Genomic DNA, 23,436 nt, shown 5'->3' on the forward strand with positions numbered 1-23,436 from the left:
GTCCCATGGGCCCCCGTCCCTCGGCCCCGGTTGCCGCGGGACCTGCTCCCCTGGCGGCCGGGACCTTCCGCGCCGTGCGCACCGCCGCGGCGGGGGGATAGTGGAGTTCAGCGAACCTACGGAAGCGTAAATTCGGGTGATTCCGAGGACGTGCCCCATGCCGCTGACCTCCGTGCCGCTGACGCCCGTGCCGCCGGTCCCCGTGCCACCGGTCCCCGTGCCACCGGCCCCCGCGACCGTCCCCGCCGTGCGGCGGCCCTGGCTGATCCAGGGCGGCATGGGCGTCGGGGTCTCCGGGTGGCGGCTGACCAGGGCGGTGTCCCTGGAGGGCCAGCTGGGCGTGGTCTCCGGAACGGCGCTGGACGTCGTCCTGGCCCGCGTCCTGCAGACCGGCGACCCCGGCGGGCACGCCCGCCGCGCCCTGGCCGCCTTGCCGCTCCCCGAACTCGCCCGGACCGCCCTCGACTGCTACTTCCGCGAGGGCGGGCTCGACGCGGGCGCTCCGATGCGGACCGCTCCGCGGCTGCGGGCGACGGGCGGGGCCCAGGCCGAAATCCTCACCGTCCTCGGCAACTCCGCCGAGGTGTGGCTCGCGAAGGAGGGACACGATGGCCTCGTCGGCGTCAACTACCTGGAGAAGATCCAGCTGGCCACCGCCCCCGCCATGTTCGGCGCGATCCTGGCAGGCGTCGACCACGTGCTCGTGGGCGCGGGAGTCCCCGGCCAGATCCCTGCCCTCGCCACGCGGCTGGCGCGTTACGAACGCTGCGTCACCCGGATCTCCGTAGAGGGCTCGGAGGAGCCGCTCGGCCACCTCTTCGACCCCGCGGCGCTGCTGGCCGGGCACCTCCCGGGCCCGCTGCGGCGCCCGGAGGTACTGGCCATCGTCTCGCTGCCGGTGCTCGCCGCGTACCTGGCCCGCGACGTTGCGACCCGCCCCGACGGGTTCGTGATCGAGACCAGCGGGGCCGGCGGCCACAGCGCCTCGCCGCGCGGGCCGGTGCGGCGGGGCGAGGACGGCGAGCCGGTCTACGGGCCGCGCGACCAGCCGGACCTCGCCAGGATGGCGGCGCTCGGGCTGCCCTTCTGGCTCGCCGGCGGCCAGGCGAGCCCCGAGGCGGTGGCCGCCGCCCGGGCCCGGGGGGCGGCCGGGGTCCAGGTCGGCAGCGCCTTCGCCCTGTGCGAGGAGTCCGGGATGGCCCGCCACCTGCGCGAGGACCTGCTGGACCGGGCCCGCGCCGGCACCCTCGCGGTCCGCAACGACCCCGAGGCCTCGCCCACCTCGTTCCCCTTCAAGGTGGCGGAGCTTGCGGGTACGGTCTCCGACCCCGAGGTTGCCGCGGCCCGGCGCCGGGTGTGCGACCTGGGCTTCCTCCGGGCCGGGCGGGCCGCCAAACCCCTCGGGCCCGCCGGTCACTCGGGCCGTCGGTCACTCGGGCCGCCCGTTGCTCGGGCCCGCCGAGACGGCGAGGCCTGCCCCCCAACCGGGGCGGGCCCGGTCAGCCGATGCTGCGGAAGACCGTGGCCAGGAGGTCCTCCTCCCCTTCCTCCGCGTCCGGGTCCGCCTCCTCGCCGGCGCCGGTGTCACCGCTCCCGGCCTCGGGACGGTTGGCGTCGTCCGGACGGCCGCCGTTGTCGGGGCGCCCGCCCTCCTCCGGGCGGCCCCCGTCCGCGCCGTCCTGGTCGTCGCGACCCCCGCCCTGCCAGTCGCCGTTGCCCGGGCGGCCTTCCTCGTCGCGGCCTTCGTCATCGCGGCCTTCGTCATCGCGGCCTTCGTCATCGCGGCCGCCGCCGGGGCGGCCGTGGTCGTGCCCGTCGACCGGCCGGAAGAAGGCCGCCACGACCTCCACGTTGCGCGCCCGCTCGCCCGGCACAGCACGTTCGAAGGTTCACCCGTGAGGTCCCGCCGCGCGGCGCGCGGCGGGACTCCTGCGTCACGCCCCCCGCGTCACGGCAGCGGCGCCGGGGCGGGAGACCCCGCGGCGCGGGCCGGCGGGACCGCGGCGGCGGCCGGCGGCGGCGTCGCGGCCGGGCGGCGGATCAGCAGGAACACCGCCAGCGCGCCCGCCAGGCCCATCGCCCCCGAGGCCAGGAACGTCTCCCGCAGCCCGCTCGCGAAGGCCGCGTCCACCAGGCCCGCCAGGGTCTCGTGCGCCGCGCCCGCCGGTGCGGCGGCCAGCAACTGCCCGGCCCCGCCGGAGGCCAGCGGCGCCGACAGCCCGTGGCCCGCCTCGCCCAGGCCGGAGCGCAGCCCGGCGTGGAAGACCGCGCCGAGTACGGCGATGCCGAGCGCCGTGCCCAGCTGGCGCGCGGTGTTCAGGGCGCCGCCCGCCATGCCCGCACGGGCATGGCCCACCGCGCCCATGGCGGTGGCGGCGAGCGCCGGGGTGGCCGTACCCACGCCCGCACCGGTGACCAGCAGCCCCGGGACCAGCGCCGACCAGCCGTCGCCGGCGTCCAGCATCCACGCCTGGAGCAGCGCGCCGACGCCGATCAGCAGCAGCCCGCCGCCGATGGTCAGCCGCGCCGGGGCGCCGTGCAGCAGCCGCCCGGCCACCGCGGAGACCAGGAAGGCGGCCGCGCTCAGCGGCACCAGCACCAGGCCCGCCCCGACCGGGCTCATCCCCTCGGCGGACTGCAGCCACAGGGAGACGTACATCAGGTACGAGAACGCCGCGCCGGACAGCAGCAGTCCGGCGGCCATGACGGCGACGAAGGTGCGGCTGCGGAAGAGGGAGAGGTCCAGCATCGGCCGGGAGCTGCGCAGCTCCACGAGGACGAACGCGCCGAAGGCGGCCGCGCCCAGGGCGAGGAGCCCCGGGGTGGCGGGCGAGCTCCAGCCGTTCTCGCCGACGCGGATCATGGCGTACGTGACGGCCGCGGCCCCCGCCGTGAAGGTCGCCATGCCGGGCAGGTCGAGCCCCTTGGCGTGCGGGTCGCGGGACTCGCCGACGGCCTTGAGGGTGACCCAGACGGCCAGCGCGCACAGCGGCAGGTTGATGAAGAAGATCCAGCGCCAGCCGAACTGCTCGGTGAGCAGCCCGCCGACGATCGGTCCGGCCGCCGCGGCCGCGCCGTTGACCGCGCCCCAGACGCCGAAGGCCACCCCGCGGTCGCGGCCCTGGTACGCCCCGCTGAGCAGGGCCATCGTGGTGGCGAACATGGCGGCGCCGCCGATGCCCTGGAGGGTGCGGAAGGCGATCAGCTCGGCCGGGCCGGTGGCCAGGCCGCAGGCGAGCGAGGCCGCGGCGAACAGCCCGAGCCCGCCGAGGTAGACGCGGCGGCGCCCGATCCGGTCGGCGAGCGAGCCCGCCCCGAGCAGCAGGGCGGCCAGCGCCAGGGCGTAGACGTCCATGACCCACTGGAGGCCGGCGAATCCGGTGTCCATGTCGGCGGACATGTCCGGCAGGGCGACGGTCACGATCGTGACGTCCACGAGCAGCATGAACGCCCCGAGGCAGACCGCGGTCAACGGCAGCCATTTGCGCATGGCGGGAACCCTTCTGGGGGTGCGGGGGGTGGTGGCGGGCCCCGGATCTGTCCGGCGGCCTCCCCAAGGTCCCAGCGTGGCGGCCGCGCCCCTTAACCAGCGCCCACCCGCTGCCGGATTCCGGTAGTCAGCGGGTCTGGAATGATGGAAACCATGCATCCGACCCCGCACGGCGGCACGCTGGACGAACTCGACCGCGCCCTCGTCCAGGCCCTGACGCTCGACGGCCGGGCCTCCTTCGCCCGGCTCGCGGAGGTGCTGGAGGTCTCCGACCAGACCGTCGTGCGCCGCTACCGCCGGCTGCGCACGACCGGCCTGGTCCGCGTGGTCGCCCTGCCGCTGGGCCGCCGGGTCGGCCTCTTCGAGTCCTGGCTGCGCGTGCAGTGCGCGCCGGACGCGGCGCTCCCCGTGGCGCAGGCGCTGGCCCGCCGCCCGGACATCGCGTGGGTGACGCTGAACTCGGGCGGTACGGAGATCCAGTGCATGACCCGGGCGCGCACCCGCCAGGACCGGGACACCCTGCTGCTGGAGAAGCTGCCGCGCACCCGGCGGGTGACCGGCATCGCCGCCCACACCATCCTGCGGAAGTTCTTCGGCGGGCCGGAGGCGTGGGCCGGTCTGGACGTCCTGCGCCCGGACCAGGTCGCCGCCCTGGAGCGGCCGCCGGTGGAGCCCGGTCCGGAGCGGTACACCCTGGACGAGACGGAACTCGCCCTGCTGGCGGTGCTCGGCCAGGACGGCCGCGCCGGCTATCCGGAGCTGGCCCGCGCCACCGGCCTGTCGGAGTCCACCGCCCGGCGCCGGCTGGAGCGGCTGCGCGAGTCGGGGGCGGTCTTCTTCGACGTGGAGATCGTCCCGGCGCACCTCGGCTACGAGGCGGAGGCCACCCTGGTCCTGACGGTCCCGCCGGCCCGGCTGGCGGAGGTGGGCGCCGCGATCGGCAGTCATCCGGAGGTGCCGTTCGCGGCGGCCGTGACCGGGGCGGCCTCCCTGATGGCGGTGGTGGTGTGCCGGGACACCGACGCCCTCTACACGTACCTGACGGAGCGGATCGGCGCGGTGCCCGGCATCCGGCAGGTCGAGCTGATCCCGACCCTGCGGAACATCAAGCGGGCCGGGATGCTCGTGGAGGACGGGCGGCTGATGGACCCGCCGCCCGCCCCCTGAGCCCGCCGTGCGTTCCCCGCGGGTGCGGGGTCAGCGCAGCAGTACGCCGCCCCCCGCGTCCGTGTCCACGGGTCCGGCGACCAGGCCCAGTTCGGCCGGGACCGCCAGCAGCGGGTGCGTGGGCAGGATGCGCACCGTGTAGCCGAAGGGCCCCGTACGGTCGAGGGCGAGCGGGCCCTCGTACACCCAGCGGCCCTCCAGGTCGGGTCCCGCGGCCGGCTTGAGCGGGAAGGCCCGCCCGTCGCGGATCACGTCCTGCGGGTCCACCCGCCCGGCGACCGCCTGCACCTCCACGTCCTCGGGCGTGAGCGCGTCCAGCGCCACCCGCACGCGCAGGGTGAGGGTGGCCCCGAGTTCGGCGGTGCCGTTCACGGGGGCCGCGGCGACGGCCTCCACGTGCTCGACGGCCACCCGCGGCCAGGCCGCGCGGGCCCGCCCCTTCCACCAGGCGAGGTCCCGCGCCGCCTCCGGGGTCAGGGCCCGGTGGGCGAGCGCGGCCGGGGCGTACAGCCGCTCCACGTACTCCCGGACCATCCGGCCGGCCAGCACCTTCGGGCCCAGCGAGACCAGCGTGCGCCGGACCATCTCGATCCACCGCACCGGGAGCCCGCCGCGTCCGACCCGGTCGTAGAACCGGGGTGCGACCCGGCTCTCGATCAACTCGTAGAGGGCATTGGCCTCCAGGTGGTCGCGACGGTCCTCGTCCGCGCCCAGGCCGTCGGCGGTCGGGATGGCCCAGCCGAAGTCGGGCTCGAACCACTCGTCCCACCAGCCGTCCAGCACGGACAGGTTCAGGCAGCCGTTCAGCGCGGCCTTCATCCCGCTCGTGCCGCAGGCCTCCAGCGGCCGGAGCGGGTTGTTGAGCCAGACGTCGCAGCCCGGGTAGAGCTTCTGCGCCATGCCCATGCCGTAGTCGGGCAGGAACACGATCCGGTGGCGCACCCGCGGGTCGTCGGAGAACCGCACCAGCTCCTGGACCAGCCGCTTCCCGCCGTCGTCGGCGGGATGCGCCTTGCCCGCCACCACGATCTGCACCGGCCGGTCCGGGTCCAGCAGCAGCCTGCGCAGCCGGTCCGGGTCGCGCAGCATCAGCGTCAGGCGCTTGTACGAGGGCACGCGCCGGGCGAAGCCGATGGTGAGCACGTCCGGGTCGAGCACGGAGTCCACCCAGCCCAGCTCGGCCTCGGCCGCGCCGCGCTGGCGCCAGGACGCCCGCAGCCGGTCCCGCACCTCCTGGACCAGCTGCTCGCGGAGCACCCGGCGCAGGTCCCACACGTCCTGGTCGGGGATCTCGGCGACGGCGTCCCAGCGGGCGGAGCCGCCGACGGACAGGGCGTCCTCGGTGCGGCCGGCGCCGATCTGGCGGGCGCCGAGCCTGACCACCTCCGGGGCCACCCAGGTCGGGGCGTGCACCCCGTTCGTGACCGAGGTGATGGGCACGTCGGCCGGGTCGAAGCCGGGCCACAGGCCGGCGAACATCTCCCGGCTGACCGCGCCGTGCAGGGTGGACACCCCGTTGGCCCGCTGGGCCAGGCGCAGCCCCATGACCGCCATGTTGAACACCCCGGGGTCGCCGCCGGGGTACGACTCGGCGCCCAGTTCAAGGATCCGCTCGACGGGTACGCCGGGCAGTTCCCCGCCCTCCCCGAAGTGCCGGGCGACCAGGCCCCGCTCGAAGCGGTCGATGCCGGCCGGGACGGGGGTGTGCGTGGTGAACACCGTTCCGGCGCGCACCGCCTCGACGGCGGCGTCGAATCCGAGGCCCTCCTCTCGTTCCAGTTCCCTTATGCGTTCGAGCCCGAGGAAGCCGGCGTGGCCCTCGTTGGTGTGGAAGACCTCGGGGTCGGGGTGTCCGGTGATCGCGCAGTAGGCGCGCACCGCGCGCACGCCGCCGATGCCGAGCAGCATCTCCTGGAGCAGGCGGTGGTCGCTGCCGCCGCCGTAGAGCCGGTCGGTCACCTCCCGGGCCGCGACGTCGTTGTCCTCGACGTCGGAGTCGAGGAGCAGCAGCGGTACGCGGCCGACGCGGGCCTGCCAGATGTGCGCGTGCAGGGCGCGGCCGCCGGGGAGGGTCAGCGAGACCCGGGCCGGGGTGTCGTCGTCCTGGCGCAGCAGGTCGAGGGGGAGCTCGTTGGGGTCGAGTACGGGGTAGTGCTCCTGCTGCCAGCCGTCGCGGGAGAGGGACTGGCGGAAGTAGCCGTGACGGTAGAGCAGTCCCACGCCGATGAGCGGGACGCCGAGGTCGCTGGCGGCCTTGAGGTGGTCCCCGGCGAGGATGCCGAGGCCGCCGGAGTACTGGGGCAGGGCGGCGGTGATACCGAACTCGGGGGAGAAGTAGGCGATCCCGGCGGGCAGGCCGCCCGCGGTCTCCTGCCCCTGGTACCACCTCCCGCCGTTGACGTAGTCGTCGAGGTCGGCGGCGACGACGGCGAGGCGCCGCAGGAACCGGCGGTCGGCCGCCAGTTCCGCGAGCCGGGCCGCGGAGACGGCGCCGAGCAGCCGGACGGGGTCGCCGCCGGAGGCCTGCCAGCCCTCGGGGTCGACGGATTGGAAGAGTTCGCGGGTCTCGGCATGCCACGACCAGCGCAGGTTGCGCGCGAGGTCGGTGAGCGGCAGCAGGGTCTCCGGGAGGACGGGGCGCACGGTGAACCGACGGATAGCCTTCACACGTTCCACCTTCGCAGGGGATTGCGGATCGGAGCGGCCGCACCACGCTGTGCACCCGCGCATCACCCCGGGAAGGCTAGCGAGCCGAACGCCTCCCGGCCATGCCGCCTCCCCCACCCCTCCCCCGGCCCGCCCGGACCAGGACGCCGGCCCGGGACAGGGCGGACGGCAGGTGCGCCATGGGCGCCGGGGCGCCGGCGAGCAGGACCTCGGTGTCGCCGTCGAGGCACCGCGCGACCTGCCGGGAGGGGCGGACGGGGCGGTGGGGGTCCGTGGGTGGCGCGGCCGCGCACCCCGACCGGTGCGAGGCGGTCGGCCGGCAGGGCCCGGCGGCGCAGGGTGGCGACTTCCGTCGGGGACGAATGCGCGGTCCCCGACGGGGAAACCGAAGGAAGGACCGGGGCGTCATCGCGGCAGTACGGCCGGTCACCCAGCACGCAGGCCTCGAAGGCCACCTCCGCGCCCGACGCCCACGCCCGCCGCATGCGCCGCTCGCGGCTTCAGGCAATCGGGTCGGGGAGGAGGGCACCCACGATGCCGCCCACGAGATCGGCGATCACCGTACCGTCAGCCCGCCCGCAGCAGAGGCGTACGCGACGTGGGAGACGGGTCTGACGGATGGTTCCGCACCGTACACCGCTGGTCCTCGCCCGGCCTGACGGGGCATCGGCGGCTGCCGGTCCGGCGCCGCGCACCCCCGTGCCACTACGTACGAGTAGTTAACCAGCGACCCGGGTTGGGCGGGGTGAGAGTGGGAAGGGCTCCCCGGGTACGTGTGGTACCCGCACGGCGCACCCGCCCCCAACCTCTCCCCGCCACCCGAGTGAACGCGGACAGGAGCGGCCATGCCCGCAGCCCAGCCGTCTTCCGAGCGGCTAGAAACAGAGCGAACAGAGCGTGCACTACCAGCCGTAGTACCGGCTGGCCTGTTGTCACCGAGCCCTGCGAACTGCCCCCAGGTGATCCCATCATGATCGGTCGCATTCCCGTGCTGGACGTCCGCCCCGCCGTCGACTGCGGCGCCAGACCCGCCAAGGCGGTGGTGGACGAGGTCTTCGAGATCTCGGCCACCGTGTTCCGCGAGGGACACGACGCCGTGGCAGCCCACGTCGTCCTCAGAGATCCGAGCGGGCGGCTCCGGCCCCCCGTGCCCCTGCGCGAGCTCGCCCCCGGTACCGACCGGTGGGGGGCCCGGGTGTCCGCCGAGGTAGAGGGGAGGTGGACGTACACCGTCGAGGCGTGGAGCGACCCGGTGGCCACCTGGCGGGCCCACGCGGCGATCAAGATCCCCGCCGGGATCGACACCGGGCTGGTGCTGCTGGAGGGCGCCGAGCTCCTCGCGCGGGCCGGCGCCAAAATCCCCAAGCGGGACGGCCGCGTGGCCGTACTGGCCGCCGCCGACGTCCTGCGGGACGAGGACCGGCCCGTCGCCGAGCGGTACGCGGCCGCCCTCGACCCCGCCGTGGACGCCGCGCTCGCGAAGCGCCCGTACCGCGAGCTGGTGAGCGCCGCGAAGCCGCTCGCCCTGCTCGTCGAGCGCAAGCGGGCCCTCTTCGGCTCCTGGTACGAGATGTTCCCCCGCTCGGAGGGGGCCGTGGCCGAGCCGGGCACGGCTCCGGTCAGCGGAACGTTCCGCACGGCCGCCGAGCGGCTGCCGGCGATCGCCGGGATGGGCTTCGACGTGGTGTACCTGCCACCGATCCACCCGATCGGCTCGACGTACCGCAAGGGCCCGAACAACACCCTCTCGGCGGGGAGTTGGGATCCCGGCGTGCCGTGGGCGATCGGCTCCACCGAGGGCGGGCACGACGCCGTCCACCCCGACCTCGGCACCATCGAGGACTTCGACGCCTTCGTGGCACGCGCCGGTGAGCTGGACCTGGAGATCGCGCTGGACTTCGCCCTCCAGTGCTCCCCCGATCACCCGTGGGTGGAGAAGCACCCGGAGTGGTTCCGCCACCGGGCCGACGGGACGATCGCGTACGCCGAGAACCCGCCGAAGAAGTACCAGGACATCTACCCGATCCACTTCGACACCGACATGGCCGGCATCGTGCAGGAGACGGTGCGGATCCTGCGGTACTGGATGGAGCACGGCGTCCGGATCTTCCGCGTCGACAATCCGCACACCAAGCCTGTCGTCTTCTGGCAGAAGGTGATCGCCGACATCAACAAGTCGGACCCGGACGTGATCTTCCTCGCCGAGGCCTTCACCCGCCCGGCGATGATGCGCGCGCTCGCGGCGGTCGGCTTCCAGCAGTCGTACACGTACTTCACCTGGCGCAACACCAAGGCCGAGCTCACCGAGTACCTGACCGAGCTGTCGGGCACCCGGTCGGCCTCCGTCATGCGGCCGAATTTCTTCGTCAACACCCCCGACATCCTCCACGAGTACCTTCAGCACGGCGGCCGCCCGGCCTTCGAGGTGCGGGCGGTCCTGGCCGCCACCCTCTCCCCCGCCTGGGGCGTCTACGCCGGGTACGAGCTGTGCGAGGGCACCCCGGTGCGGGCGGGCAGCGAGGAGTACCTGAACTCCGAGAAGTACGAGTTCCGGCCACGCGACTGGGCGGCCGCGGACCGCGACGGCGCCACCATCGCCCCGCTGATCACCGCGCTGAACCGGCTCCGCCGGCGCAACCCCGCACTCCAGCAGCTGCGCGACATCCACTTCCATTCGACCGACAACGAACAGGTGATCGCCTATTCGAAGCACGCGGGAGCCAATTCCGTACTGGTGGTCGTCAACCTCGATCCGCACCACACCCAGGAGGCGACGGTCTCGTTGGACATGCCGGTACTCGGCCTCGACTGGCACGGGTCCCTCGCGGTGCGCGACGAGCTCACCGGCGAGACCTATCACTGGGGCAGGGCGAACTACGTGCGCCTAGAGCCGGGCCGTACGCCCGCGCACGTGCTGGCCGCTCTGCGACCGTCCCCGCCCACCGGAGGGTCACCCACCACATGATGATCAACGATCCCGTCCACGACACCTTCGAGGACACCCCCGCCAAGGACCGCGATCCCGACTGGTTCAAACGGGCGGTGTTCTACGAGGTCCTCGTCCGCTCCTTCCACGACAGCAACGGCGACGGCGTGGGAGACCTCAAGGGGCTCACCGCCAAGCTGGACTACCTCCAGTGGCTCGGCGTCGACTGCCTCTGGCTCCCGCCGTTCTTCGCCTCACCCCTCCGCGACGGGGGCTACGACGTCTCCGACTACACCTCCGTGCTCCCCGAATTCGGCGATCTCGCCGACTTCGTGGAGTTCGTGGACGCCGCGCACCAGCGCGGCATGCGGGTGATCATCGACTTCGTCATGAACCACACGAGCGACCAGCACGAGTGGTTCCAGCAGTCCCGCAAGGACCCGGAGGGTCCGTACGGCGACTACTACATGTGGGCCGACAACGACAAGCAGTACCAGGACGCCCGCATCATCTTCGTCGACACCGAAACCTCGAACTGGACGTACGACCCCGTACGCAAGCAGTACTACTGGCACCGCTTCTTCTCGCACCAGCCGGACCTCAACTACGAGAACCCGGCCGTGGTCGAGGAGATCGTCTCGGCGCTCCGGTTCTGGCTCGACCTCGGCATCGACGGCTTCCGCCTCGACGCCGTGCCCTACCTGTACGCCGAGGAGGGCACCAACTGCGAGAACCTGCCGCGCACCCACACCCTCCTCAAGCGGGTCCGTGCCGAGATCGACCGGCACTACCCGGACACCGTGCTGCTCGCCGAGGCCAACCAGTGGCCCGAGGACGTCGTCGACTACTTCGGGGACTTCTCCCAGGGCGGGGACGAGTGCCACATGGCGTTCCACTTCCCCGTCATGCCGCGCATCTTCATGGCCGTGCGGAGGGAGTCCCGCTACCCGGTCTCCGAAATCCTGGCCAAGACCCCGGCGATCCCGGAGCGCTGCCAGTGGGGCATCTTCCTGCGCAACCACGACGAGCTCACCCTCGAAATGGTCACGGACGAAGAGCGCGACTACATGTACGCCGAGTACGCCAAGGACCCGCGGATGCGGGCCAACATCGGCATCCGGCGCCGGCTCGCCCCGCTGCTGGACAACGACCGCAACCAGATGGAGCTGTTCACCGCCCTGCTCCTGTCACTGCCGGGCTCACCGGTGCTGTACTACGGCGACGAGATCGGCATGGGCGACAACATCTGGCTCGGCGACCGCGACGGCGTGCGCACGCCCATGCAGTGGACCCCGGACCGCAACGCCGGTTTCTCCTCCTGCGATCCGGGCAGGCTGAACCTGCCGGTCATCATGGACCCGGTCCACGGGTACCAGGTCACCAACGTCGAGGCGGCCATGGCATCGCCCTCGTCGCTGTTGCACTGGACCCGCCGGATGATCGAAGTCCGCAAGGCAAACCCCGCCTTCGGACTGGGCTCGTACACGGAACTGCCGTCGTCGAACCCGGCGGTCCTGGCATTCCTCCGTGAACACGGGGACGACCTGGTGCTGTGCGTGCACAACTTCTCGCGCTTCGCGCAGCCCACCGAACTGGATCTGCGGTCGTTCAACGGACGGATCCCGTTGGAACTCACGGGTGACGTGCGCTTCCCGGCGATCGGCGAATGGCCGTACCTGCTGACCCTGGCGGGACACGGCTTCTACTGGTTCCGCCTCCGCAACGAGACGCGCAACGAGACGCGCACCGAACTGCGCGCCGAGCAGTAGCCGGACACAGGCGAACGAGCCCGAGAACGGCCCGAGAACGGGGCGGGCGCACGCGAATGGGTCAATCGCCCGCCCCTGTAAGGATCATCCTGACCCGACACTCGCACATACCGGAGAAGCAACTGCCGCACATCCGGGACACTCTGCGCATTCTGTGACGGCCCGGGGAAAGGACGCGACGCCATGTCGGAGGCAGCATCCGCCCGGAGTCGGCTGGCGGCCGACCGGGCCGCCGGGATCGGCCCGCTGGAACCGATGCTCAGGGCCTGGCTGCCCGCGCAGCGCTGGTTCGCGGGCAAGGGCCGGTCCATCACCAGGCTCAGGGCCGTATCGGCCGCCGAGCTGCTCCCCCCGGGGTCGGCCCCCGGGTTGCTGCACCTGCTCCTCGACGTGGACGGGGACTGCTACCAACTGCTGCTGGGCGTACGCCCGTCCCTGCCGCCCGCTCTCGCGCCCGCGCTGATCGGCCACGCCGAGGAGGGCCCGTACGCGGGCAGGGCGGTCTACGAGGCACTGGGCGACCCACGCCTCGCGGCCATGCTGCTGGAACGATTGCGCGCCCCCGGCGCGCTCGGCCCGCTCCGCTTCGACCGGGACCCGGACGCGCCGATCCCGGCCGGACTGACGCCCCGGCCGCTGTCCGGCGAGCAGACCAACTCCTCGCTGATCTTTGGGGATTCGTACATCCTGAAGGTGTTCCGGCGGGTCGGGCCCGGGGTCAACCCGGACCTGGAGCTGCCCAGGGCGCTGGCCGCCGTCGGCTGCACCCGCGTCCCCGCACCCGTCGCCTGGTACGAGGCCGACCTGGCCGGCAGCGAGCCGCTGACCCTGGGCGTCCTCCAGCCGTACCTGCGCGGCTCCGACGACGGCTGGCAGCTCGCGCTGCGCCGGCTCGGCGCGGGCGCCGACTTCACCGCCGAGGCGCACGCGCTCGGCCGGGCCACCGCCGAGGTGCACAGCGCGCTCGCCTCGGCCCTGCCCACCGTCGCGCTCGGCCCGGAGCAGACCGCCCGGCTGGCCGCCGGGATGACGGCGCGGCTGGCCGCCACCGCCCGGGAGGTGCCCGCGCTGCGGACCTTCGAGGCGGGGCTGCGCGGTGCCTTCGACGCACTGGCCGCCTCCCGGGGGGCCGGGGTGTCCGCCCAGCGGATCCACGGGGACCTCCATCTGGGGCAGACCCTGCGCACCCTCGACGGCTCGTGGTCGTTGATCGACTTCGAGGGCGAGCCGGCCCGGCCGCTGGCCGACCGGCGCCGTCCCGAACCGGCGGTGCGCGACATCGCCGGGATACTGCGCTCCTTCGACTACGCCGCCCGCTCGCACCGGCCGTTCGCCCCCGCCTGGGCGGACGCCTGCCGGGCGGCCTTCTGCGAGGGTTACGCCCGCACCACGGGTCGCGACCCCCGCGAGGACCCGGTGCTGCTGCGGGCGTACGAGACCGACAAGGCCGTGTACGAGGCCCGCTACGAGTTCCGGCACCGCCCCGACTGGCTGCACGTCCCGATGGCCGCCATCCGGCGGCTCTCGGAACCCGTCCGCCCCGCCCACCGCGTGCCGCCCACCCCGGCCGCACCGGGCTCCCTCTCCCCGCACCCCCATCAGAAGCCCCCGAGGAGGCCGCTCGCGTGAGCGCCGCACGACAGCCGTCACCGACCGTCCGCGACGAGTCCGGGGACTCCGCCCCGGCCGCGAGAAAGCCCCGCACCCCCCGCGCCCGCCGGGCCGCCCCCGCACACGGGGTCCGGCCGGCGCCCCCGCTGGACGCCGGGGACCGGGCCCGCCTGTTGGAGGGCCGCCACCACGACCCGCACGGGGTGCTGGGCGCCCGCGCGCAGCGGGGCGGCGTCTCCTTCCGGGTGCTGCGCCCGTACGCCAAGGCCGTCACGATCGTCGCCAAGGGGCTGCGGGCCGAGCTCTTCGACGACGGGGACGGGCTGTTCTCGGGGCTGCTGCCGCTCGCCGAGGTGCCGGACTACCGGCTGCTGGTGGCGTACGACAGCGACGAGATCGAGGTGCACGACCCGTACCGGTTCCTGCCGGCGCTGGGCGAGCTGGACCTGCACCTGATCGGCGAGGGGCGGCACGAGGAGCTCTGGACGGCGCTGGGCTCGCGGCCGATGGAGCACCAGGGGGTGGCCGGCACCCGCTTCACGGTGTGGGCGCCGAACGCCCAGGGCGTCCGCGTCGCCGGGGACTTCTCCTACTGGGACTCCGTCGCCTACCCGATGCGCTCGCTCGGTTCGACCGGCGTGTGGGAGCTGTTCCTGCCGGGCGTCGGCGCCGGGACGCTGTACAAGTACGACATCACGCGCCCCGACGGCAGCCACACCACGCGCGCCGACCCGATGGCCCGGGCCGCCGAGGTCCCGCCGGCCAACGCCTCCGTCGTCACGGTCTCGACGTACGAGTGGAACGACGCGCGGTGGATGGCCGGGCGCGGCGCGCGGCCGCCGCACCAGGCGCCGTTCTCGGTGTACGAGGTGCACCTGGCGTCCTGGCGGCCCGGGCTCTCCTACCGGCAGCTCGCGGAGCAGCTCCCCGCGTACGTGAAGGATCTCGGCTTCACCCACGTGGAGCTGATGCCGATCGCCGAGCACCCCTTCGGCGGCTCGTGGGGCTACCAGGTCACCGGGTTCTACGCGCCGACCTCCCGGATGGGCTCGCCGGACGACTTCCGCTTCCTGGTGGACGCGCTGCACCAGGCCGGGATCGGGGTGATCGTCGACTGGGTGCCCGCGCACTTCCCGCGCGACGACTGGGCGCTCGCCGAGTTCGACGGCCGCCCGCTGTACGAGCACCACGACCCGCGGCGGGCCGCGCACCCGGACTGGGGGACGCTGGAGTTCGACTACGGCCGCAAGGAGGTCCGCAACTTCCTCGTCGCCAACGCCGTGTACTGGTGCGAGGAATTCCACGTCGACGGGCTGCGCGTGGACGCGGTCGCCTCGATGCTGTACCTCGACTACTCGCGCACCGAGGGCGAGTGGGCGCCGAACGAGCACGGCGGACGGGAGAACCTGGACGCGGTGACGCTGCTCCAGGAGATGAACGCCACCGTGTACCGGCGCTGCCCCGGCGTGGTGACGATCGCGGAGGAGTCCACGGCCTGGGAGGGGGTGACCCGGCCGACCGACGCGGGCGGGCTCGGCTTCGGGCTGAAGTGGAACATGGGGTGGATGAACGACACCCTGCGGTACATGTCGAAGGAGCCGGTGCACCGCAAGTACCACCACCACGACATGACCTTCGGGATGGTCTACGCGTTCAGCGAGAACTACGTGCTGCCGATCTCGCACGACGAGGTGGTGCACGGCAAGGCGTCGCTGGTGTCGAAGATGCCCGGTGAGGACTGGTGGCAGAAGCGGGCCGCGCACCGGGCGTACCTGGGGTTCATGTGGGCCCACCCGGGCAAGCAGCTGCTCTTCATGGGGCAGGAGTTCGCCCAGGGGTCGGAGTGGTCGGAGACGTACGGACCGGACTGGTGGCTGCTGGACAGCTCCTACCCGGCGGCCGAGGACCACCAGGGGGTGCGCCGCCTGGTGGGCGACCTGAACCACACGTACGCGGCGGCGCCCGCCCTGTGGGAGCGGGACAGCGTCCCGGAGGGCTTCGCCTGGGTGGATTCCGACGCCGCCGAAGACAACGTCTTCGCCTTTCTGCGGTACGCGCAGGACGGCTCGCAGCTGCTGGCGGTGTCGAACTTCTCCCCGGTGGTCCGGCACGGGTACCGGCTCGGGGTGCCGGAGGAGGTCCCGCTGTGGCGGGAGGTCCTCAACACCGACATGCAGCGGTACGGGGGCAGCGGCATCCACCACACGGCGCCGCTGCGCCCGGAGCCGGTGCCGGCCCAGGGACGGGCGGCCAGCTTGCGGCTGACCCTGCCGCCGCTGGCGACGGTCTGGTTCAGGCCGTAGCGGCCGGGGCCCCGGTCAGGTGCTCCTCCGGTTCCCGGAGCGGCTTGCGCTTGGCCCGGGCCCCGACCATCCGGCGTACGGGCCCGCCGACGTCGAGGCAAGGAGCGGACGGAGTGCGTCACGGGACTTGCGTCGGCGGGCGCTGGCTGAAACCTTGTGGTGGCAGTGGATCTTCCCTCGTACCGATTACCGGACAGTCGCTGAGAAACCCGACGAATGCCCTTAACTCTCTAGGATGTTCCTACGAGTTATGGGCTTGTTTGTTTGGTCTGTAGGCGCAGCGGCCTGGCCACTTCTACGGTATGCCGTGTGCACTCCAGCCCACCTTTCAATGCCCCCGCCGCGCGTCGTCTCCGCGCGGCCCTGGGCATGGCGCCCGGCCACGTCGCCTACGGCCTGCGCGCCCAGTACGGACTGCTTGTCGCGCCCGAGACCGTGATGGCCTGGGAACGTGGCGAGATTTCGCCCACCTCCGCCGAGCTGACGGCTCTCGCCGGTGTCCTGTGGTGTTCCCCCGGGGAGCTGATCGCAGAGCCGGTCAGTCTTCGCGAACACCGGATATCCAGGGGGCTGGCCGCCGAGGAGCTGGCCCGGCGGGTCGGCCTGGAGGCGAACGCGTACCAGAAGATGGAGGACGCCGGACGCTGGAAGGGCAACGAGCGCCAGTCCGCGGCCCTCGCCCTGGTACTGGGGCTGACGCTGGCGCAGTTCGTGACGGCCACGGGCAAGGACGAGGAGCTCGCCGAGGTGCTGCGCAGCGCGGTCACCACGCGCTGGCAGGCGTACGTGAAACCGCTGTCGAAACTGCTGCCGATCCCCCGGCCCCATCTGGAGCGGGTACTGGAGCGGCTGCACGGGGACTACCAGTCGCGGATGGTGGCGACCCTGAGCTGGGGCGGCGCCGAGGGCTCGGCCGGAACGGGCGACGCGGGCCGGGAGTTCCTGGCCGAGATCGTGGGGCGGTTCTGGGACCTCGCGGGGCGTGCGGCGTAGCACACACCCGGGCGGCCCCGGCTCTGCGGTGAACGGCTCCGGCCCGTCCCGGGAGGGGGCGGACCGGGGCCGTTCGGCCGCGGAAGTGGGGCCGGAGGTCCCGGATGGTCCCGCGCCGCGGGGCGACGGGACCGGGGGGCGGCTAGAAAACCGACTCGGCCTCGTACATCCGGTTCTCGGGCACGGTCTTCAGCTCGGTGACCGCGTGGGCCAGCGGGGCCATCACGATGTCGGTACCGCGCAGGGCGGTCATGTTGCCGAACTCGCCCCGGTGGACGGCCTCCACGGCGTGCCAGCCGAAGCGGGTCGCGAGGACGCGGTCGTAGGCGGTGGGCGTGCCGCCCCGCTGGACGTGACCGAGGATGACCGGGCGGGCCTCCTTGCCCAGGCGCCGCTCCAGCTCGACGGCGAGGCGGTTGCCGATGCCGGCGAAGCGCTCGTGGCCGTACTGGTCGATCGCGCCCTTCTCGTACGGCATGGAGCCCTCGGCCGGGTGCGCGCCCTCGGCGACGCAGATGACGGCGAACTTCTTCCCGCGGGCGAAGCGCTCCTCCACCATCTTCACCAGGGCGTCCACCTCGAAGTGGCGCTCCGGCAGGCAGATCCCGTGGGCGCCGCCGGCCATGCCGGACTCCAGCGCGATCCAGCCGGCGTGGCGGCCCATGACCTCGACGACCATCACGCGCTGGTGCGACTCGGCGGTGGTCTTGAGGCGGTCGATGGCCTCGGTGGCGACCATGACGGCGGTGTCGAAGCCGAAGGTGCGGTCGGTGGAGGAGATGTCGTTGTCGATGGTCTTCGGTACGCCGACGACCGGCATCCCGGCGTCCGACAGCATCCGGGCGGCGGTCAGGGTACCCTCGCCGCCGATCGGGATGAGGGCGTCGATGCCGTAGCGCGTGGCCAGTTCCCGGGCGTTCTCGGCGGCTTCGTGGAGGCGGGCGCGCTCCATCCGGGCCGAGCCGAGGATGGTGCCGCCGCGGGCGAGGATGCCGCTGACGGCGTTGATGTCGAGGGGGCGGTAGTTGCCGTCGAGGAGGCCCTTGAAGCCGTCCTCGAAGCCGATGACCTCGTCCCCGTGCCCGACGGCGGCGCGGTGTACGACCGACCGGATGACAGCGTTGAGGCCCGGACAGTCGCCGCCTGCGGTGAGAACTCCGATACGCATCGTGCTGTGTCTCCTGCTCCTGGTCGTACCTGGCCTTCCGCGTGCGGGCGGACGGCCGTACACATGAAGGGCGTATGGGTGAAGCGTGTCCGATTGTTCCACGTGCGGGGGGTACGGCGCGCTGTGTGCCACTCCGGTCCGGGGGCCTTTCGACCCCTCTGGGCAGGCCTTTTTGCCGGCGGGTGTCCTATCCATCCGCAGGGGTATTGTCAAGAGGGCAAGCCCTTCCCAACCGGGTCAATCACGCCCTGGACCCGCTCGACCCGCTCGCCGGCCGCCGCGGTGGGGCGGCGCGGTGGGGCGGCGCCCGCACCAGCATCCGCATCCGCTTTCGGGCGGACCAGCCACAGACATGGACGGAGAGCACGCGTGACGCGCAGCGTGTACGTGACCGGTATCGAGCGGGGGGACGGCCGCCAGGTCGTCGAGCTGGGGATCATGGAACTGCTGACCCGGCAGACGGGCCGGGTGGGCGTCTACCGCCCCTTGCTCCACGACAGCCCCGACCGGCTCTTCGACCTGCTCAAGGCCCGGTACCGGATAGACCAGGACGCCTCGACGGCCTACGGCATGGAGTACCAGCAGGCCTCGTCCATCCTGGCCGAGAAGGGCACCGACGAGCTGGTCTCGCAGCTGGTGGACCGCTACCACCGCGTGGCCCGGGACTACGAGGTCATGCTGGTCCTCGGCACCGACTACGCCGACACGAACCTGCCCGACGAGCTCGCCCTGAACGCCCGCCTCGCCAACGAGCTGGGCGCGGTCGTCGTCCCCGTCGTGGGCGGGACCAAGCACGCCGCCGAGGCCGTCCGCGCCGAGGCGCGCAACGCCTACCGCGCGTACGCGTCGCTGGGCTGCCACGTCGTCGCGATGATCGTCAACCGGGTGGCCGCCGAGGACCGCGAGCCGATCGCCGAGCGGCTGGCCGCCCGCCTCCCGGTCCCCTGCTACGTGCTGCCGGACGACAAGTCGCTGTCCGCCCCGACCGTCGCCCAGATCACCCGGGCGCTGGGCGGCGAGGTGCTCCTCGGCGACAAGGCGGGGCTGGCCCGCGACGCACTGGACTTCGTGTTCGGCGGCGCCATGCTGCCGAACTTCCTGAACGCCCTGACGCCCGGCTGCCTGGTCGTCACCCCCGGGGACCGCTCCGACCTGGTCATCGGCGCGCTGGCCGCCCACACCTCGGGCACCCCGCCGATCGCCGGCGTTCTGCTGACCCTGAACGAGCGCCCGGGCAAGGACATACTGACCCTGGCCTCCAAGCTGGCCCCGGGCACCCCGGTGGTCTCGGTCGCCGGGAACAGCTTCCCGACCGCGGCCGAACTCTTCTCGCTGCAGAGCCGGCTGAACTCGGCCACCCCCCGCAAGCTGGAGACCGCACTCGGCCTCTTCGAGCGGCACGTGGACACCGCCGAGCTGCGCGACCTGCTGTCGGTGGCCCGCTCGGAGCGCGTCACCCCGATGATGTTCGAGCACGAGCTGCTGGAGCGGGCCCGCTCCGAGCGGCGCCGGGTGGTCCTTCCCGAGGGGACCGAGGAGCGCGTGCTGCGCGCCGCGGACGTGGTGCTGCGCCGGGGGGTCTGCGACCTGACCCTGCTGGGCGAGGAGCCGGCGATCCTGAAGAAGGCCGCCGACCTCGGCATCGACATCTCGGCCGCGCAGCTCATCGACCCGGCGAAGTCCCCGCTGCGGGAACGATTCGCCGCCTACTACGCCCAGGCCCGCGCCCACAAGGGCATGACCGTCGAGCTCGCCCACGACGTGGTCACCGACGTGAACTACTTCGGCACCCTGATGGTGCAGGAGGGCCTCGCCGACGGCATGGTCTCCGGGTCGGTGCACTCCACCGCCGCGACCATCCGCCCGGCCTTCGAGATCATCAAGACCAAGCCGGAGGCGTCCATCGTCTCCTCGGTGTTCTTCATGTGCCTGGCCGACCGGGTCCTCGTCTACGGGGACTGCGCGGTCAACCCGGACCCCGACGCCGAGCAGCTCGCGGACATCGCCGTCCAGTCGGCGGCCACCGCCGCGGCCTTCGGCGTCGAGCCGCGGATCGCGATGCTCTCGTACTCGACCGGCACCTCGGGCTCGGGCGCGGACGTCGACAAGGTCCGCAAGGCCACCGAGCTCGTCCGCGCGCAGCGCCCCGACCTGCTCATCGAGGGTCCGATCCAGTACGACGCGGCCGTGGAGCCCTCGGTCGCCGCGACCAAGCTGCCCGGGTCCGACGTGGCCGGGCGCGCGACCGTGCTGATCTTCCCCGACCTCAACACGGGCAACAACACGTACAAGGCCGTGCAGCGCTCGGCGGGCGCCGTCGCGGTCGGCCCGGTGCTCCAGGGTCTGCGCAAGCCGGTCAACGACCTCTCGCGCGGCGCCCTCGTGCAGGACATCGTCACCACCGTGGCCATCACGGCCATCCAGGCGCAGGGCGCGCCGGCGCCCACCGCCTGACCCCTCCCCCCGTCCGCGACAAGGAAAGACCCCACCGTGACCGCATCGCGCGTACTCGTCCTCAACTCCGGCTCCTCGTCGGTCAAGTACCAGCTCCTCGACATGGCGGACCGGTCCCGCCTCGCCGTCGGCCTGGTGGAGCGGATCGGGGAGGAGGCCTCACGCCTCGTCCACGAGCCGCTGACCGGTCCCGGCGCCGCCGGCGGCAAGCGCGAGCAGCTCGGGCCGATCGCCGACCACGGGGCGGCACTGCGCGCCGTGGCGGCGGAGCTGGCGGCCGACGGGCTGGGGCTGGACTCCCCCGAACTGGCCGCCGTGGGCCACCGGGTGGTGCACGGCGGTACGAAGTTCACCCGGCCGACCGTGATCGACGACGCGGTGCTGGCGGAGATCCGCAGCCTGATCCCGCTGGCCCCGCTGCACAACCCGGCGAACGTGACGGGCATCGAGGTGGCGCGGGAGCTGCGCGCGGACCTCCCGCAGGTGGCCGTCTTCGACACCGCCTTCCACGCGACGATCCCGGAGTACGCGGCCCGGTACGCGATCGACGCCGCGACCGCCGACAAGTACGCCATCCGGCGGTACGGCTTCCACGGCACCTCCCACGCGTACGTCTCGCGGGCGACGGCAGGGCTGCTCGGCAGGGCGCCGGAGGAGGTCAACGTGATCGTGCTGCACCTGGGCAACGGCGCGTCCGCGTCGGCGGTCCGGGGCGGGGTCTGCGTGGAGACCTCGATGGGCCTGACCCCGCTGGAGGGCCTGGTCATGGGAACGCGCTCCGGCGACCTGGATCCGGCGGTCGTCTTCCACCTGGCGCGGGTGGGGGGCCTCTCGGTGGATGAGATCGATTCGCTCCTGAACAAGAAGAGCGGTCTGCTGGGCCTGTGCGGCGACAACGACATGCGCGAGGTGCTGCGGCGGGCGGGCGAGGGCGACGAGGCCGCGACCCTGGCCTTCGCGGCGTACGTGCACCGGCTGAAGAAGTACATCGGGGCCTATTCGGCGGTGCTCGGCCGGGTGGACGCGGTGGCGTTCACGGCCGGGGTCGGCGAGAACGCCCACCAGGTCCGCGAAGCTGCGGTGGACGGCCTGGCCGAGCTGGGCCTCGCGCTGGACCTCGAGGCCAATGCCGCGCGCTCCCCGGAGCCGCGGCTGGTCTCGGCGGAGTACGCCCGGGTGGCCGTGGCCGTGGTCCCGACGGATGAGGAACTGGAGATCGCCACCCAGGCGTACGCGCTGGTTACTCAGTAGTCACTTTGGACTTTCCGCCAGACGGAATATTCCGCTGCGAAACAAACCGATAGGATCCGCTCCATGCGCCGTTCCAAAATCGTCTGCACGCTGGGCCCCGCCGTCGACTCGTATGACCAGCTGAAGCTGCTCATCGAGGCAGGTATGAACGTGGCCCGATTCAACTTCAGCCACGGTTCCCAGGCAGAGCACCAGGAGCGGTACGACCGCGTCCGGAAGGTGTCCGAGGACACCGGCCGCGCCGTGGGCGTCCTCGCCGACCTCCAGGGCCCGAAGATCCGTCTGGAGACCTTCGCCGAGGGCCCCGTGGAGCTGGTGCGCGGTGACGAGTTCACCATCACCACCGAGGACGTCCCGGGCGACAAGTCCATCTGCGGCACCACCTACAAGGGCCTGCCGGGCGACGTCTCCAAGGGCGACCAGATCCTGATCAACGACGGCAACGTCGAGCTCCGGGTGACCGGGGTCGACGGCTCGCGGGTCAAGACCATCGTCATCGAGGGCGGTGTCATCTCGGACCACAAGGGCATCAACCTGCCGGGTGCCGCCGTCAACGTCCCCGCCCTGTCGGAGAAGGACGTCGACGACCTCCGCTTCGCCCTGCGGATGGGCTGCGACATGGTCGCCCTGTCCTTCGTCCGCGACGCCGACGACGTCAAGGACGTCCACAAGGTGATGGACGAGGTCGGCCGCCGGGTCCCGGTCATCGCCAAGGTCGAGAAGCCGCAGGCCGTCGCGAACATGGAGGCCGTCGTCGACGCCTTCGACGCCGTGATGGTGGCCCGTGGCGACCTGGCCGTCGAGTACCCGCTCGAAAAGGTCCCGATGGTCCAGAAGCGGCTCATCGAGATGTGCCGCCGCAATGCCAAGCCGGTGATCGTCGCGACCCAGATGATGGAGTCGATGATCACCAACTCCCGCCCGACGCGCGCGGAGGCGTCCGACGTCGCCAACGCGATCCTCGACGGCGCGGACGCGGTCATGCTGTCCGCCGAGTCCTCCGTGGGCGCGTACCCGATCGAGACCGTCAAGACGATGTCGAAGATCGTCACGGCGGCCGAGGAGGAGCTCCTCTCCAAGGGCCTGCAGCCGCTGGTCCCGGGCAAGAAGCCCCGTACGCAGGGCGGAGCCGTCGCCCGCGCCGCGTGCGAGATCGCGGACTTCCTCGACGCGAAGTCGCTGGTCGCCTTCACGCAGTCCGGTGACACCGCCCGCCGGCTCTCGCGCTACCGCGCGTCCCAGCCGATCCTGGCCTTCACCACCGACCAGGGCACCCGCAACCAGCTCACGCTGAGCTGGGGCGTCGAGTCGTACGTCGTCCCGCACGTGGACAACACCGACGCGATGGTCGACCTCGTGGACGCGGAGCTGCTCAAGCTCAACCGCCACAACCAGGGCGACACCATGATCATCACGGCCGGCTCGCCCCCCGGCGTCCCGGGCACCACCAACATGGTCCGGGTCCACCACCTGGGCGGCGCCGCGAGCGCCTGACCCGGCCCGCACACGCCTGGCCCTGCCGCACAGAGCCCGAGGGCGGGGGGGGGGCGCGCACACCTGAAGCGCGGGGGCGCGGCCCCGGGGGGGGGGGGGCGGCCGGGCGGTCCGGGGCGGGGGGGGGCGGGGGTTGTGTTAGG

Annotated in this window: 13 protein-coding genes and 1 pseudogene; 10 read left to right on the forward strand and 4 right to left on the reverse strand. The window is 72.9% G+C overall.

Annotation, left to right across the window (positions count from 1 at the left end; genetic code table 11):
• Positions 1-664: 664 nt before the first annotated feature.
• Positions 665-1,189, forward strand: a pseudogene (locus tag ACFWTC_RS27965) (nitronate monooxygenase); the annotation flags it as partial.
• A gap of 310 nt (positions 1,190-1,499) precedes the next feature.
• On the opposite strand, the gene ACFWTC_RS27970 reads toward ACFWTC_RS27965, so the two are convergent.
• Complete coding sequence (locus ACFWTC_RS27970; protein ID WP_384026703.1) at positions 1,500-1,874, reverse strand: hypothetical protein; 375 nt, start codon at positions 1,872-1,874, stop codon at positions 1,500-1,502.
• 74 nt (positions 1,875-1,948) lie between these two features.
• On the reverse strand, positions 1,949-3,490 hold the full coding sequence (locus tag ACFWTC_RS27975; RefSeq protein WP_384026706.1) for an MFS transporter: 1,542 nt from the start codon (positions 3,488-3,490) through the stop codon (positions 1,949-1,951).
• Between the two features lie 153 nt (positions 3,491-3,643).
• Between ACFWTC_RS27975 and ACFWTC_RS27980 the strand changes: the two genes are divergently transcribed.
• Complete coding sequence (locus tag ACFWTC_RS27980) at positions 3,644-4,657, forward strand: Lrp/AsnC family transcriptional regulator (RefSeq protein WP_383928914.1); 1,014 nt, start codon at positions 3,644-3,646, stop codon at positions 4,655-4,657.
• A 30-nt stretch (positions 4,658-4,687) separates the two neighbouring features.
• Here ACFWTC_RS27980 and glgP read toward each other — a convergent pair whose 3' ends face one another.
• On the reverse strand, positions 4,688-7,324 hold the full coding sequence (gene glgP / locus ACFWTC_RS27985; protein WP_383928917.1) for an alpha-glucan family phosphorylase: 2,637 nt from the start codon (positions 7,322-7,324) through the stop codon (positions 4,688-4,690).
• A gap of 970 nt (positions 7,325-8,294) precedes the next feature.
• Between glgP and ACFWTC_RS27990 the strand changes: the two genes are divergently transcribed.
• The 5 genes from ACFWTC_RS27990 to ACFWTC_RS28010 all read left to right on the forward strand — a co-directional run bounded on the left by ACFWTC_RS27990 (position 8,295) and on the right by ACFWTC_RS28010 (position 16,926).
• Positions 8,295-10,289 (forward strand): maltotransferase domain-containing protein, encoded by a 1,995-nt coding sequence (locus ACFWTC_RS27990; RefSeq protein WP_383928920.1) that lies wholly within the window; start codon positions 8,295-8,297, stop codon positions 10,287-10,289.
• On the forward strand, positions 10,286-12,019 hold the full coding sequence (gene treS, locus ACFWTC_RS27995) for a maltose alpha-D-glucosyltransferase (protein ID WP_383928923.1): 1,734 nt from the start codon (positions 10,286-10,288) through the stop codon (positions 12,017-12,019). The genes ACFWTC_RS27990 and treS overlap by 4 nt, the downstream gene beginning before the upstream one ends.
• Positions 12,020-12,202: 183 nt before the next feature.
• A complete protein-coding gene (locus ACFWTC_RS28000) occupies positions 12,203-13,648 on the forward strand; it encodes a maltokinase (RefSeq protein WP_384026709.1) in 1,446 nt (481 codons plus the stop codon).
• A complete protein-coding gene (gene glgB / locus ACFWTC_RS28005; RefSeq protein ID WP_383928929.1) occupies positions 13,645-15,933 on the forward strand; it encodes a 1,4-alpha-glucan branching enzyme in 2,289 nt (762 codons plus the stop codon). Before ACFWTC_RS28000 ends, glgB begins: the two co-directional genes overlap by 4 nt.
• Positions 15,934-16,242: 309 nt before the next feature.
• Positions 16,243-16,926, forward strand: a complete 684-nt coding sequence (locus tag ACFWTC_RS28010; protein WP_383928932.1) for an XRE family transcriptional regulator — start codon at positions 16,243-16,245, stop codon at positions 16,924-16,926.
• Positions 16,927-17,068: 142 nt separating this feature from the next.
• Here ACFWTC_RS28010 and ACFWTC_RS28015 read toward each other — a convergent pair whose 3' ends face one another.
• Entirely contained in the window at positions 17,069-18,094 is a 1,026-nt protein-coding gene (locus ACFWTC_RS28015; protein WP_383928935.1) for an ATP-dependent 6-phosphofructokinase, read from the reverse strand.
• A 369-nt stretch (positions 18,095-18,463) separates the two neighbouring features.
• Here ACFWTC_RS28015 and pta point away from each other — a divergent pair, with 369 nt between their 5' ends.
• The 3 genes from pta (at position 18,464) to pyk (ending at position 23,293) form a co-directional block, all read left to right on the forward strand.
• Positions 18,464-20,548 carry a phosphate acetyltransferase gene (pta, locus tag ACFWTC_RS28020; RefSeq protein ID WP_384026712.1) on the forward strand — a complete coding sequence of 695 codons (2,085 nt, stop codon included), beginning with the start codon at positions 18,464-18,466 and terminating at the stop codon, positions 20,546-20,548.
• A gap of 36 nt (positions 20,549-20,584) precedes the next feature.
• Positions 20,585-21,799 (forward strand): acetate kinase, encoded by a 1,215-nt coding sequence (locus ACFWTC_RS28025; RefSeq protein ID WP_384026714.1) that lies wholly within the window; start codon positions 20,585-20,587, stop codon positions 21,797-21,799.
• Between the two features lie 63 nt (positions 21,800-21,862).
• The gene (gene pyk, locus ACFWTC_RS28030; RefSeq protein ID WP_383928943.1) at positions 21,863-23,293 is read left to right on the forward strand and encodes a pyruvate kinase; all 1,431 of its coding nucleotides are present in this window, start codon (positions 21,863-21,865) and stop codon (positions 23,291-23,293) included.
• The last annotated feature ends 143 nt before the right edge of the window (positions 23,294-23,436 follow it).

Origin of the sequence: Streptomyces sp. NPDC058619 (genome assembly GCF_042717785.1) — a bacterium.
Classification (GTDB): Bacteria; Actinomycetota; Actinomycetes; order Streptomycetales; family Streptomycetaceae; genus Streptomyces.

What these genes read in the sequence shown, in the direction of transcription:
- ACFWTC_RS28015 (WP_383928935.1), bottom strand. Translation starts at nt 18,094, where the DNA reads ATGCGTATCGGAGTTCTCACCGCAGGCGGCGACTGTCCGGGCCTCAAC.
- pyk (WP_383928943.1), top strand. Translation starts at nt 21,863, where the DNA reads ATGCGCCGTTCCAAAATCGTCTGCACGCTGGGCCCCGCCGTCGACTCG.
- ACFWTC_RS28000 (WP_384026709.1), top strand. Translation starts at nt 12,203, where the DNA reads ATGTCGGAGGCAGCATCCGCCCGGAGTCGGCTGGCGGCCGACCGGGCC.
- treS (WP_383928923.1), top strand. Translation starts at nt 10,286, where the DNA reads ATGATGATCAACGATCCCGTCCACGACACCTTCGAGGACACCCCCGCC.
- ACFWTC_RS27975 (WP_384026706.1), bottom strand. Translation starts at nt 3,490, where the DNA reads ATGCGCAAATGGCTGCCGTTGACCGCGGTCTGCCTCGGGGCGTTCATG.
- ACFWTC_RS27980 (WP_383928914.1), top strand. Translation starts at nt 3,644, where the DNA reads ATGCATCCGACCCCGCACGGCGGCACGCTGGACGAACTCGACCGCGCC.
- ACFWTC_RS27990 (WP_383928920.1), top strand. Translation starts at nt 8,295, where the DNA reads ATGATCGGTCGCATTCCCGTGCTGGACGTCCGCCCCGCCGTCGACTGC.